Origin of the sequence: Pseudoduganella sp. R-43, from assembly GCF_049913255.1 — a bacterium.
In the GTDB taxonomy this organism is placed as follows: Bacteria; Pseudomonadota; Gammaproteobacteria; order Burkholderiales; family Burkholderiaceae_D; genus Rugamonas.
Genome location: NZ_CP183988.1, coordinates 4,256,332 through 4,270,132 on the forward strand (window position 1 = coordinate 4,256,332; position 13,801 = coordinate 4,270,132).

9 protein-coding genes are annotated in these 13,801 nt (G+C 63.0%); 6 read left to right on the forward strand and 3 right to left on the reverse strand.

Features of this window, described 5'->3' with window-relative positions:
- Positions 1 to 33: 33 nt before the first annotated feature.
- On the forward strand, positions 34 to 1,536 hold the full coding sequence (locus ACN9M3_RS19210; protein WP_426162110.1) for a CehA/McbA family metallohydrolase: 1,503 nt from the start codon (positions 34 to 36) through the stop codon (positions 1,534 to 1,536).
- Here the strand turns inward: ACN9M3_RS19210 and ACN9M3_RS19215 are convergent.
- Positions 1,523 to 2,203, reverse strand: a complete 681-nt coding sequence (locus tag ACN9M3_RS19215) for a hypothetical protein (protein WP_426162111.1) — start codon at positions 2,201 to 2,203, stop codon at positions 1,523 to 1,525. The genes ACN9M3_RS19210 and ACN9M3_RS19215 overlap by 14 nt on opposite strands.
- Positions 2,204 to 2,277: 74 nt before the next feature.
- On the opposite strand from ACN9M3_RS19215, the gene ypfJ reads away from it, so the two are divergent.
- Positions 2,278 to 3,159, forward strand: coding sequence for a KPN_02809 family neutral zinc metallopeptidase (ypfJ, locus tag ACN9M3_RS19220; RefSeq protein ID WP_426162112.1), 882 nt, complete (start codon positions 2,278 to 2,280; stop codon positions 3,157 to 3,159).
- Here the strand turns inward: ypfJ and ACN9M3_RS19225 are convergent, their stop codons facing one another.
- Positions 3,160 to 3,732: a hypothetical protein gene (locus ACN9M3_RS19225; RefSeq protein WP_426162113.1), complete on the reverse strand. Its 573-nt coding sequence runs from the start codon at positions 3,730 to 3,732 to the stop codon at positions 3,160 to 3,162. It lies immediately after the preceding gene.
- A gap of 62 nt (positions 3,733 to 3,794) precedes the next feature.
- On the opposite strand from ACN9M3_RS19225, the gene ACN9M3_RS19230 reads away from it, so the two are divergent.
- From ACN9M3_RS19230 to ACN9M3_RS19245, 4 genes are all read left to right on the forward strand, one after another.
- Positions 3,795 to 5,879, forward strand: coding sequence for a prolyl oligopeptidase family serine peptidase (locus ACN9M3_RS19230; protein WP_426318329.1), 2,085 nt, complete (start codon positions 3,795 to 3,797; stop codon positions 5,877 to 5,879).
- A 148-nt stretch (positions 5,880 to 6,027) separates the two neighbouring features.
- The gene (locus ACN9M3_RS19235; protein ID WP_426318330.1) at positions 6,028 to 6,870 is read left to right on the forward strand and encodes a transposase; all 843 of its coding nucleotides are present in this window, start codon (positions 6,028 to 6,030) and stop codon (positions 6,868 to 6,870) included.
- Between the two features lie 249 nt (positions 6,871 to 7,119).
- Positions 7,120 to 12,015: a HAMP domain-containing protein gene (locus ACN9M3_RS19240; RefSeq protein WP_426162117.1), complete on the forward strand. Its 4,896-nt coding sequence runs from the start codon at positions 7,120 to 7,122 to the stop codon at positions 12,013 to 12,015.
- Complete coding sequence (locus ACN9M3_RS19245; protein ID WP_426318331.1) at positions 12,015 to 12,890, forward strand: CheR family methyltransferase; 876 nt, start codon at positions 12,015 to 12,017, stop codon at positions 12,888 to 12,890. Before ACN9M3_RS19240 ends, ACN9M3_RS19245 begins: the two co-directional genes overlap by 1 nt.
- Here the strand turns inward: ACN9M3_RS19245 and ACN9M3_RS19250 are convergent.
- Positions 12,856 to 13,761 (reverse strand): AEC family transporter, encoded by a 906-nt coding sequence (locus tag ACN9M3_RS19250; RefSeq protein ID WP_426318332.1) that lies wholly within the window; start codon positions 13,759 to 13,761, stop codon positions 12,856 to 12,858. The two genes, ACN9M3_RS19245 and ACN9M3_RS19250, sit on opposite strands and share 35 nt — an antisense overlap.
- Positions 13,762 to 13,801: the final 40 nt, after the last annotated feature.

Genomic DNA, 13,801 nt, shown 5'->3' on the forward strand with positions numbered 1-13,801 from the left:
CCCCGTGCGCAGGCTCAGCCACCCGCGCCAGTATTGGAACACCGCGAATTCGATGCCATGCTGGAGGCCGCCTTCCGGCCCGCCGCACCGGGCGCGAGCCGGACTTTCATAGTGCACTTTACACTTCCCGGTGCAAATGCGGCGCGCAACGTGAACTGGACGTTGGCGCTGTACCGGCCCGGCGGCGGCCTGGTCCGGCAGTGGCGCGGACGCCACGTCTTGCGTGGAGATAGTGGCCGGGCCACGGTGAACTGGCGCGCGCCGGCCGCCCTCCCCGCCGGCATTTACACGCTGCGACTGCAGGCCGGCCCGATCCGCCAGCAGCGCCCGATCGCAATTGGCCGGCCGGCGCCGTTGCAGGCCGCCACGGCGGCGGCAATGGACAGCGCCGGGCCGCCGCATTTCGACGGCCTGGCCTTCGACATCGTCTATGGAAACCTGCACAGCCAGACCAACCATAGCGACGGCGGCGGCGATCCCGCCAGCTGCCGCGGCGCCCAGGCGCCCCGCACAGGCGCGTTCGGCCCCGAAGACGCCTACCACTTCGCCCGGCAGCACGGCCTGCAATTCCTGCTCACGTCGGAACACAATCATATGTACGATGGCAGCGAAGGCAGCGATCCCGATGCCGACCCGCTGGCCGCCCGCCAGCTGTACCGTATCGGCATCGCCAGCGCCGAACAGTACAGCGCCCGGCACCCGGGATTTGTCGCGATGTACGGCATGGAATGGGGCGTCATCAGCGGCGGCGGCCACCTCAATATCCTGAACAGTCCTGCACTGCTGGGCTGGGAGCGCAGCGCCAGCGGCCAACCCTTTGCCGACGTGGTCACGCCAAAGAACGATTACGCCGCCTTGTACACGCTGATGAAGCAGCAAGGCTGGCTCGGCCAGTTCAACCACCCGGGTGCCGGCCAGTTCCCGATCAAGGGCAAAGCGCTGGCCTTCAGCGAAGATGGCGGCGCCGTCATGGCCCTGTGCGAAGTCATGAACAGCAACGCTTTCTCGAAACGCCTCGACGAAGGAGAACCACGCCACAGCTTCTACGAAGAAGCCTGCGGCAAGTTGCTGGAAGCCGGCTACCGCCTTGCGTTCAGCAGCGACCAGGACAACCATTGCGCCAACTGGGGCGCCTCGTACAGCAATCGCACCGGCATCCTGCTTCCCGCCGGTACGATGCCGAGCGTCGACGCGCTGCTCGAGGCCATCCGCGCCCGCCGTGTGTTCGCGACGATGGACAAGCAGGCCGCCATCGCCCTGACTGCCAACGACAACATGATGGGCAGCCAGATGGACAACAGTGGCCCGCTCGCACTGCAAGTGCGTTACGCCAGCACGGCCGGACGCAGCGTCGCGGCGCTCGAGATCCTGGAGGGCGTGCCGGGCCGTCGTGGCGCGGTCCAGCCCCTGCCCGGCGTGAGCGCCATGCTGCACAACTTTACACCGCTACCCGGCCCACACTTCTACTACGCCCGCATCACGCAGGACGACGGCAAGCAGCTGTGGTCAGCTCCGGTCTGGGTCAATCAACGCTGATACGGACCGGATTGATCTCGCGCGCCAGCATCTGCCGCACCATCTCCGCCTCCTTGCGGGCGGCGGCCGGCACCTGCTGGCGGCGCTCGCACTCAGCCAGCAGGTGCTGCGCCCCCTGCGAATCCAGTGCTGCCCCATCGGGCGACAGGCGCAGCAAACCATAGCGCACCGCTACCTTGCACAAGCCAGCGCCGTCCTGCACCGCCAGCAATTGCGCCGGCTCGATGGCGCGCGCAGCCCCCACATCCGCCGGCGCGCACGCTCCACCGAGACGGAAGTTCAATGCTTCCAGCATCGGCGCCGCCGGCAGCAAAGCCTGCGCCTCCTCGACCGAGTACGGCCCCGCCGCACCGCATGCAGACAGCACCCGCCCGATTGCACGCGGCTCGCCCAGTTTCGCCGCCGCCCGCGTCCAGCGGATTGCTTCAGCCGGCTGGCGCTTGTCGAAATATTCCACCAGGGCCGCCATCGCGGCCCGGTCGCCCTGATCGGCTGCCGCCTGCGACTGCGCCAGGCAATAGTGGCTGAATTGGGACGGCGGCTGCTGCGCACACGGCACGCTGCCGCGCTCCTTTAACCGCAGGTAGTACCAGCCGCCGCCCGCCACAGTTGCCAAGACCATCACAGCGGCCAGCGCCAGGGCCATCGTTTTGCGTTCAATCTTCATTCCCGGCATTCTACGTGCGCCTGCCCCGCGCACCAATGCGTTACACTTAGCGAAAATAAACAAGGAGTTAAAAAATGCGTTGGGAAGGTAACCGGGAAAGCGATAACGTCGAAGATCACCGTGGCGATGGCGGCGGAGGCGGCGGCTTCGGTTTCGGCGGCCGATCGATCGGTATCGGCACAATCGTCGTTGCGCTGATAGGCGGCTGGGTGTTGGGCGTCAACCCCATGACCATCCTTGGCCTGTTGAGCGGCGGCGGTGGCCCGGCCCAGGTAAGCCAGCAGCAGCAACATCGCCCGCGTACCGAAGCCAACGACCGCGAATACAAATTGATGAAGGTCGTGCTGGCCGACACGGAAGACGTCTGGACGGACCTGTTCCGCCGCAACGGCGGCACCTACCAGATGCCCAAGATGAAGGTCTTCACCGGCGCGATCCAGACCGCCTGCGGCACCGGACGCTCGGCCACCGGGCCCTTCTACTGCCCGGGCGACCAGGACATCTACATCGACCTCGACTTCTTCCGCCTGCTGGAGCAGCGCTTCCGCGCCCCTGGCGAATTCGCGCAGGCCTACGTCGTGGCACACGAAGTCGGCCACCACGTACAGAACCTGATGGGCCTGAGCGACAAGGTGCATAACGCCCAGCGCAATGCCTCCGAACGCCAGGCCAATGCCCTGTCGGTGCGGCTGGAACTGCAGGCCGACTGCTTCGCCGGCGTCTGGGCCTACCACGCCAACCGCGCGCGCAGCATCATCGAAAAAGGCGACGTGGAAGCAGCGCTGAACGCCGCCACCGCCATCGGCGACGACGCGCTGCAAAAGCAGGCAGGCGGCGAAGTGATGCCTGACTCCTTCACCCACGGCAGCTCGGCACAGCGCGTGCGCTGGTTCAACCGCGGCATCGAATCGGGCGAAATCGCCCAGTGCAATACCTTTGAAGCCCGCCAGCTCTGATTATTGCGCCAGGTTGCCGACCAGGGGCGTCCGGTAATCCAGGTCTTTTTCTTCGAACCGCAGGACGCCCCTCGGCAAGTCGGCATGAATGAAGACTTCGCTGTACTGGGCTTCCGAACCATCGCCCTGGAAGAAGAACTTCATCCTGGTCGGGGCAGTGTGCATCAGCGCCGGGTCGCTGCCCAGGCCCACCACTTCAGCCTCGACGCTCGCTTTTGCCTGCCGGCCGGCTGCATCCAGTCCATACAGCCGCGCCAGCGCAGCAACAAACCGGTCGGTATCGCCGCCCGTGCTTACAAAGCGACCGCTCCCCCAATACACCCACTGCTCCGAGCCATCGAGCTGCCTGGCCTCCCAGTTCGGGTGGAACTCGACGGCAAAGCCGAGCGGCTGCCCATCCAGGCTGCCCAGCACCACTACGCAACGCGTTCCATCCTTGAGCTGTTCAACTTTTTGTACCGGAAACTCAAAGTCGACAAACCCTTCCTCCTGCACGACCTTGACCTCTGGCGCGGCGGCGTGTGACGCAACCGCGGGCACTCCCTGGGCAGCAGTGACAATGGACTTCTTCAATTCGGTCTCCAGAAAAAAACGATTAGTGTAGAGTAATCGGATTCCAAGAAACAGGAGCAGCAATGCCTTCGTATCGAAAAATGGCGTCTGGAGTAGTACTGGGGCTGGCGGCTGCCGGCGGCGCGCACGCGCAGAAAGCAGATCCCTACCTTTGGCTGGAAGACGTCGGCGGCGACAAGGCGCTGGCCTGGGTCAAGGAGCAAAATGCCGTCGCCCTGAACGAACTGCAGGCGCAGCCCGATTATCCCGGCATCCACGAACGCCTGAAGACCATCCTCAATTCCAAAGAGCGCATCCCCTACGTCACCAAACACGGCGGCTACTACTACAACTTCTGGCGCGACGCACAGCACACGCGCGGCATCTGGCGCCGCACCACGCTGGAGCAATATCAGAAGGCCGAGCCGCAATGGGAGACCGTGCTCGACATCGACAAGCTGGCCGCCGATGAAAACGAAAACTGGGTATGGCACGGCGTCTCCTGCCTGTACCCGAAAGGCGAACAATGCCTGGTGCAGCTATCGCGCGGCGGCGGCGATGCACACGTGGTGCGCGAATTCGACGTTGCCACGCGCCGCTTCGTGAGAGAAGGTTTCAACCTGCCCGAAGCGAAAAGCGATATCGGCTGGATCGACGCCGACACCATCTTCGTCTCGACCGACTTCGGCGAAGGCAGCATGACCACTTCCGGCTACCCGCGCATCGTCAAGGAATGGAAGCGCGGCACCCCGCTGGAAACCGCGCTCACGCTGTATGAAGCCAAGACGGAAGACCTTGGCGTTGGCGCCTACAAGGACTTCACCCCCGGCCATAGCTACCAGTTCATCAACCGCCAGATCGGCTTTTACGCCAGCGAACTATATGTGCGCGAGGGCGGCAAACTGGTCAAGATCGACAAGCCGGAAGACGCCAACGCCTACACTGTGCGCGACCAGTTGATCATCGACTTGCGCTCCGACTGGACCGTCAACGGCGCCACCTACAAGCAAGGCTCGCTGCTGGCGGCCGACTTCAAGCGCTTCATGGCCGGCGAACGGCGGTTTGAAGTCCTGTTCACGCCCACGCCAAGCAGCTCGCTCGACGGCGTTTCCGCCACCCGTTCGGCCATGCTGCTCAACGTGCTCGATAACGTAAAAAACCGCCTGATCGAAATGCGCCACGTGGACGGCAAATGGCAACGGCGCGAGGTCGACGCACCAGCTTTTGGCACGCTGGCGGTGCAGGCGCTCGACCCGATCGAATCGGACCAATACTTCCTGACGGTGACGGACTTCCTGACCCCGACCACGATGCACCTGGCCCACGCCGGCAACGACGAACGGACTTCGCTGAAGTCCCTGCCCGCCTACTTCGACGCCAAGCCCTACACAGTGCAGCAGCACATGGCCATATCGAAGGACGGCACCAAGGTGCCGTATTTCGTCCTGATGAACAAGAAGGCCAGGCTGAACGGAAAGAATCCCACGGTCATGTACGGCTACGGCGGCTTTGAAGTATCGATGAAGCCCTTCTACAGCGGCACCACCGGCGAAGCATGGCTCAAGCAAGGCGGTGCTTACGTGCTGGCCAACATCCGCGGCGGCGGTGAATTCGGCCCGCGCTGGCACCAGGCCGCGCTGAAGGAACACCGCCAGCGCGCCTTCGACGACTTCATCGCCGTCGCACAAGACGTCATCAAGCGCAAGATCAGCAGCCCGCGCCACCTCGGCATCATGGGCGGCAGCAATGGCGGCCTGCTGGTCGGCGCCGCGCTGACCCAGCGCCCCGACCTGTTCAACGCCGTCGTCTGCCAGGTGCCGCTGCTGGACATGCAGCGTTACAGCAAGCTGCTGGCCGGCGCCTCCTGGATGGGTGAATATGGCGACCCCGACGACCCGGCGCAGTGGGCCTATATCAGCCAATACTCCCCGTACCAGAACGTATTCAAGGACAAGCACTATCCGCGCGTCCTGTTCACCACCTCCACCCGCGACGACCGTGTCCATCCCGGCCACGCGCGCAAGATGGTGGCCAAGATGAAAGACCAGGGTCACGACGTGCTGTACTGGGAAAACACCGAAGGCGGCCACGCCGGCGCCGCCAACAACGACCAGCAAGCCCAGATGTGGGCATTGACCTATGCCTTCCTCCTCAAGCAGTTGAAATAAATTCGGGGTCAGGTCTGTCATTTGGACAGTCGCTACACACCTTTGATCAATATCAAAACACCCGCCTCGAAATGTCCGCTGGCGGGTGTTCTTCACTCTATTGCGCCATCGCAATTATGGGTAATGGAAAGCGGCATATGCTCTTTCCATGAACCGGCCACTCAGAATCGAACTCAGCGACGCGCTGTACCACGTCACGGCACGCGGAGACCGCAAAGACCGCATTTTTCGGTCTGATAGTGATCGGCTGACCTGGCTTACGCTATTAGGCGAGACCTGTGACCGCTTCAATTTTGGCGTGCTGGCTTACTGCCAAATGGGCAATCACTTTCATCTCCTGCTTGAGACCGTTGACGGGCATCTCTCGCGCGGCATGCGACACCTGAACGGAAGCTACTCGCAGTACTTCAACCGCGCTCACGGGCTTGTCGGGCACGTGTTTCAGGGACGCTTCAAGGCGATCCTCTGCCAACGCGAGCTGTACATGAAGGAAGTGGCGCGGTACATCGAACTCAACCCGGTGCGCGCGAACATGGTGCAATGCCCATCTTATTGGCTTTGGAGCAGCTATAACGCAACTATGGGTGTGGTTGACGGACCGGTTTGGCTGCGCTCCGAAGCTCTGCTCGCACATTTCAATAGCAATAAGCATGATGCGCGGCAAGCCTACAAGGAATTCGTTGCCGCTGGCATTGGGGGACCCAGTCCCCTTGCTACTGTCTCCAATCAGCTCATGCTTGGAGACGAAGAATTCTGCGCCCGCGTTGTGGGTAGTCGCGCGGAAGGCAACTTGATGGAGCTAAAGCGGACCCAACGGCGCGCACTTGCAGGGCCCTTGCAACAATACTTCGCTACATACCGGGATCCCAAGGAAGCGATGGCCCGCGCCTACCGCTCCCTCGCCTATTCAATGCCAGAGATTGCCCGGTATGCACGAGTTTCTGTCAAAACGGTCAGTCGCGCAATCAACGCGTTCGAACGGACGTATTGAGAAAAATCAAAGGTGCGTGCTGGCTGTCCAAATGACAGACCTGACCCCGAATTTTGCCCCCGAATTTCGCCGCCCAATCGTGCGCGTTGGAAAATTGCACGTGGTTATGCTTAGTAAAATGTTTCCCGGCGCGTTGCATAGTTGACAAAGTGAAGCTTTTTGTCACGTTTGTACTTGACTGTCGCCCCCTGCCGGAGTGACATTAAGCCTTCCCCCCGCATTCCACCTTCATACCTGAGGTAGCGTCGAATGAACGACATGACCGAACTGCCGGAAGAGTTGGACCTCAAGCTCATCCTGTCCACCCTGATGGCCCTGAAAAAAGGCGATTTTTCCGCGCGCTTACCCTCCGATTGGACCGGCGTCTCGGGCAAGATCGCCGATACCCTCAACGACATCATCGAAACCAATGAACGAATGGTGAAGTCGGTGACCGAGGTTAGCCGCGTGGTGGGCCGCGAAGGCCGCCTGACGCAGCGGGCAACCGTCCATGTCTCGGGCGGCTGGGCGACCATCATCAGCGCGGTCAATACGCTGATTGATGACCTGGTCCGCCCGACCACTGAAATGGCGCGCGTGATCGGCGCTGTGGCGAAGGGCGACCTGTCGCAAACCATGGCGCTGGAGGTGGACGGCCATCCGCTGAAGGGCCAGTACCTGCGCGCGGCCATGACCGCGAATACCATGGTGGAGCAGTTGACGTCCTTCTCTTCCGAGGTGACCCGCGTGGCGCGGGAGGTCGGTACCGAGGGCAAACTGGGCGGCCAGGCGCAGGTGAAAGGCGTGGCCGGCACCTGGAAGGACTTGACCGACTCCGTGAACTCGATGGCGGGCAACCTGACCTCCCAGGTGCGCAATATCGCGGAGGTGACGACCGCCGTGGCGAACGGCGACCTGTCCAAGAAGATTACGGTGGACGTGCGCGGCGAGATCCTGCAGCTGAAGGACACCATCAACGTGATGGTGGACCAGCTGCGTTCCTTCGCGTCCGAAGTGACCCGCGTGGCGCGTGAGGTGGGTACCGAGGGCAAGCTGGGCGGCCAGGCTTACGTGCCGGGCGTGGGCGGCACCTGGAAGGATTTGACAGATAACGTGAACTTCATGGCGTCCAACCTGACGGGCCAGGTGCGCAACATCGCGGCGGTGACGACCGCGGTGGCGAACGGCGACCTGTCCAAGAAGATTACCGTGGACGTGAAGGGCGAGATCCTGGAACTGAAAAACACCATCAACGTGATGGTGGACCAGCTTTCCTCCTTCGCTTCCGAGGTGACCCGCGTGGCGCGCGAAGTGGGTACCGAGGGCAAGCTGGGCGGGCAGGCGCAGGTGAAAGGCGTGGCCGGCACCTGGAAAGACTTGACCGACTCGGTGAACTCGATGGCGGGCAACCTGACTTCCCAGGTGCGTAATATCGCGGAGGTGACGACCGCCGTGGCGAACGGCGACTTGTCCAAGAAGATTACCGTGGACGTGAAGGGCGAGATCCTGGAACTGAAGAACACCATCAACGTGATGGTGGACCAGTTGAACTCCTTTGCATCGGAAGTGACCCGCGTGGCGCGTGAGGTGGGTACCGAGGGCAAGCTGGGCGGCCAGGCTAACGTGTCCGGTGTCGGCGGCACCTGGAAGGACTTGACCGACAACGTGAACTTCATGGCGTCCAACCTGACGGGCCAGGTGCGTAACATCGCGGAGGTGACGACCGCGGTGGCGAACGGCGACCTGTCCAAGAAGATTACCGTGGACGTGAAGGGCGAGATCCTGGAACTGAAAAACACCATCAACGTGATGGTGGACCAGCTTTCCTCCTTCGCATCCGAAGTGACCCGCGTGGCGCGCGAAGTCGGCACCGAGGGCAAGCTGGGCGGCCAGGCTTATGTGCCGGGCGTGGGCGGCACCTGGAAGGACTTGACCGACAACGTGAACTTCATGGCGTCGAACCTGACGGGCCAGGTGCGTAATATCGCGGCGGTGACCACCGCCGTGGCGCGCGGCGACCTGTCGAAGAAAATTACCGTGGACGTGAAGGGCGAGATCCTTGAGCTGAAAGACACCATCAACGTGATGGTGGACCAGCTGTCTTCCTTCGCGTCGGAAGTGACCCGCGTGGCGCGCGAGGTGGGCACCGAGGGCAAGCTGGGCGGCCAGGCCAACGTGTCCGGCGTGGCCGGTACGTGGAAGGACTTGACCGAGAACGTGAACCAGCTTGCGGCCAACCTGACCAACCAGGTGCGCGCCATTGCGGAAGTGGCAACCGCCGTGACGCGCGGCGACTTGTCCCGTTCCATCCAGGTGGAAGCGCGCGGCGAGGTGTCCTACCTGAAGGACAACATCAACGAGATGATCCGCAACCTGAAGGAAACCACGCAGAAGAATGCGCAGCAGGACTGGCTGAAAACCAACCTGGCGCGCTTCACCCGCCTGCTGCAGGGCCAGCGCGACCTGCAGGCGGTGACAAAGCTGATCCTGTCCGAGCTGGCGCCGCTGGTGTCGGCCCACCACGGCGTGTTCTACATGATGGACTCGCAACTGGCCGACGCCCGCCTGCGCATGATCGCCAGCTACGGCTACCGCTCTTCGCGCAAGCTGCCGACTTCCTTCCTGCCGGGCGAAGGCCTGGTGGGCCAGTGCGCGCTGGAGAAAGTGCGCATCTGGCTGACCGATGTGCCGCGCGATTACATCGTGGTGAGCTCGGGCCTGGGCGCGGCGCCGCCGACCAATATCGTGGTGCTGCCTATCCTGTTCGAGCAGCAGGTGAAGGCGGTGATCGAGATCGCTTCGCTGGACCGCTTCACCGAAACCCACCTGTCCTTCCTCGACCAGCTGATGGAGTCGATCGGCGTGGTGCTGAATACCATCGAGGCAAACAGCCGGACCGAATCGCTGCTGACCCAGTCGCAGTCGCTGGCGCAGGAGCTGCAACAGACCAACCAGGAACTCGCGGAAAAGGCCCGCCTGCTGTCCGAACAGAACATCGAGGTGGAGCGCAAGAACCGCGAGGTGGAACAGGCGAAACTGGCGCTGGAAGAAAAGGCGACCCAGCTGGCCCTGTCGTCCAAGTACAAGTCCGAGTTTCTGGCGAATATGTCGCACGAGCTGCGCACGCCTTTGAATTCGCTGCTGATCCTGGCGCAGCAACTGGGCGACAACCCGGAGGGCAACCTGTCCGGCAAGCAGGTGGAGTTCGCAAAGACCATCCACGGCTCCGGCTCCGACTTGCTTACCTTGATTAACGACATCCTGGACCTGTCGAAGATCGAATCCGGTACCGTGACGCTGGATGTGTCGGAGTACCGCTTCGCCAACCTGCGCAGCTATGTGGAGCGCACCTTCCGCCACATGGCGGAGGCCAAGCACCTGGGCTTCACCGTGGAACTTGGCGGCAACCTCCCGGCCTCCCTGATGACCGATACCACGCGCCTGCAGCAAGTGCTGAAAAACCTGCTGTCCAACGCCTTCAAGTTCACCAACCACGGCCAGGTATCGCTGGGCATCGCGCTGGTGCAAAGCGGCTGGAGCGCCGACCATCCGAACCTGGGCAATGCCGACGCCGTGCTGGCCTTCTCGGTCAGCGACACCGGCGTCGGCATCGCAGCCGACAAGCTGCAATTGATCTTCGAGGCCTTCCAGCAGGCTGACGGTTCCACCGCCCGCAAATACGGCGGCACGGGCCTGGGCCTGTCGATTTCGCGCGAACTGGCGCGCCTGCTGGGTGGCGAGATCCGGGTGGAATCCACCGTGGGCGCGGGTTCGACTTTCACGCTGTTCCTGCCGTATAACCGCTCCGGTTTCGTGTACTACGAAACGGCACGCCAGCCGGCCATGCCGCGCCTGCCCGCGCCGGCAGCAACCTCCACGCCGATCGTGGCAACGCCGGCCGTTGTGTACGCGCAGCCGCAGCAACAGCAGGAAGTCGAGCCGGACGAGCAAATCTACGGTTCGACCATTGACGACCGGGGCCTGACCACTCCGGGCGATCCATCAGTGCTGATCGTCGAGGATGACGAGCGCTTTGCCAAGGTGGTGCTGGACTTCGCGCGCGAAAAGAACTTCAAGGGCATCGTGACCCACCAGGGCGACTGGGCCCTGAGCCTGGCGCGCGACTACCTGCCTTCCGCCATCCTGCTTGACCTGGACCTGCCGGACATCGATGGCTTCACCGTGCTGGAGCGCCTGAAACGCGACCCGAGCACCCGCCATATCCCGGTGCATGTGATGTCCAGCCTGCGCGAACGCGAGCGTGCGCTGCGCTCCGGCGCCATCTCCTACCTGAACAAGCCGGTAAGCAAGGAGGACCTGAACGAGGAGTTCATGCGTATCCAGCGCTTCCTGATCGGCGGCAAGCGCAACCTGCTGGTGGTGGATGACGAGGAAAACCAGCGCGATGCCATCGTCAAGCTGATCGGCGACACCGACGTCGACATCACGGCCGTCGGCACCGGCCAGGACGCCCTGGCTGCGCTGCATGCCTCGCACTTCGACTGCATGGTGCTGGACCTGACGCTGCCCGACATCAGCGGTTTCGAGCTGCTGGACCTGATCGGCAAGGACCAGCGCCTGCGCGATCTGCCGATCGTGATCAACACCGCCAAGGAATTGAACCGCAAGGAAGTGGCAAAGCTGAAGCGCTACGCCAAGACCATCGTCATCAAGGACGCCCGTTCGCCGGAGCGACTGCTCGACGAAACCGCCCTGTTCCTGCACCGTTCGCAGGCCAACCTGCCGGAAGCCCAGCGCCGCATGCTGGAGGAAGTGCATGCTGCCGATGCCGGCCTGGCGGGGCGCAAGGTGCTGATCGTCGACGACGACCTGCGCAACATCTTTGCCCTGTCGTCGCTGCTGGAGCGCCAGCAGATGCTGGTTTCCTTCGCCGAGAATGGGCGCGACGGCATCGAAGTGCTGGAACGAGATCCAAGCATCGAGATCGTCCTGATGGACATCATGATGCCGGAAATGGACGGCTACGACACCATGCGCGCCATCCGCCGCATCCCCAAATTCCGCTCGCTGCCGATCATCACGCTGACGGCGAAGGCAATGAAGGGGGACCGCGACAAGTGCATTGCTGCCGGCGCTTCGGACTACATCACCAAGCCGGTCGATGTGGCGCAGCTGCTGTCGCTGATGCGGGTCTGGCTGCACTGATGGGCGCCAACGGAGAACTGCGCAGCAACACGGCGCCGGAGCTGGAAGAACTCGAACTGGAGCTGCTGCTGGAAGCGCTGGTGCGCCGCTTCGGTTTCGATTTCCGCTTGCACGAGCGCGCGCCGCTGAAGCAAAAGGTGCTCGCCTTCATGCAGCAGTGCGGCCTGGCTACGCTGTCGCAGGTGCAGGACCAGGTCCTGCACGATCCGGCAACGTCCAGCGCCCTGCTGCGCGCCCTGCACGTGCCGCCCGCGGCGCTGTTCGACAATCCTGCGGAAGCGCTCATGCTGCGCGAGGCCGCCGAGCATTCCCTGCGCGGCGCCGCCCTGCCCCGCGTCTGGCTGGCCGATTGCGCCGGCGCGGGCCAGGCCTGGACGCTGGCCATCATACTGGCCGAAATGGGCCTGCTGTCCCACGCCGAAATTTATGCCACCGTCGCCAGCGACGAGATGCTGGACGAAGCGGCATCGGCCTGGCTGCCGGAAGGTGAGCTCGAAGGGGCGCAGGAAAGCTACCAGCAGGCCGGCGGAAAGGGGCGGCTGGCCAATTACTTCAACGTGCAGGGAGGACGCGCGATGCTGGCGCCATCGCTGCGCAGCCACATCACCTGGGCCCAGTACAACCTTGTCACGGACGCCTCGTTCAACGAATTCAACCTGATCGCCTGCCAGCGCGCCCTGCCCGACTTCGGCCCCCTGCTGCGCCAGCGCGTGCTGCAGCTATTCCACGACAGCCTGGTTCCCTTCGGCACCCTTGGCCTCGACCGGGAGATTGCCCCGGACGAGCCGCTTGCTGGCGCCTACCAGGCCCTGGAACCGGGCCAGCCCTGGTATAAGCGCGTCATGTGGCAAGCGCCAATATCGCCAGCAGGCTGATTGCGGACAACAGGGTTTGCAGCGAGATGATGCCGGCCATGAGATGGCCGTCTCCGCCCATTTGCCGCGTCAGTACATAGGAAGTTGGCGCCGTTGGCAAGGCAAAGAACAGCACCATGATTGCCGTCTCGGTGCCGGTCAGCTTGAGCAAGCGCGCGCTCAGCCAGGCCACCAGCGGAACCAGCAACAGCCGCGCCGCGCTGTTTGAAACCATTGCGGCGAGCTGGCCGCGCAGCTCGCTGGGCTTCAAAGCGGCTCCCACGCACAAGAGGCCGAGGGGCAGGCTGGAACCGGACAGCAATGCCAGCAGGCGATCCGCGCCCCAATCCAGGTGCAATCCGGTGAGATTCAGGCACACTCCGGCCAAGCAGGACAGGATCAATGGATTCTTTGCAAGGGCAACGGCGAGCGACTTGAGGTTCACGCCACTGTCGGCCGACAGGGCCAGGACGGACAACACATTCACGGTAGGCACCAGCAAGGCAAGCAGGACACTCGCCAGCAGCATGCCTTGCTTGCCATACAAGCTGCCGACGGTTGCCAGGCCAAGGTAGGTGTTGAACCTCAGGATACCTTGCAACATGACGCCAAAACGCGCGGCAGGCCAGCCTTTCAGCGCTCGGAAAAACAGCAATCCCGCGCCGCATGCCAACAAGGCCAGCATCGTCGCCGCGAGCAGCCGGGGCAAGGCCGGGTTGTCCAATGGCGCAGCCGCCAGGCTGCCAAACAGCAGGGCGGGAAACAGGATGAAATAGTTGAAGCGTTCTGCGCCCGGCCAGAAGCCCTCACCGGGAAAACCTGCTTGCTTCAAATAGTAGCCAGCCACGATCAGTAAAAACAGCGGCCAAAGCGATACCAGGATAGTGCTCATTGCGAAAACAAGTGTTGTTGCGAACAGTGGCTTATCGTAT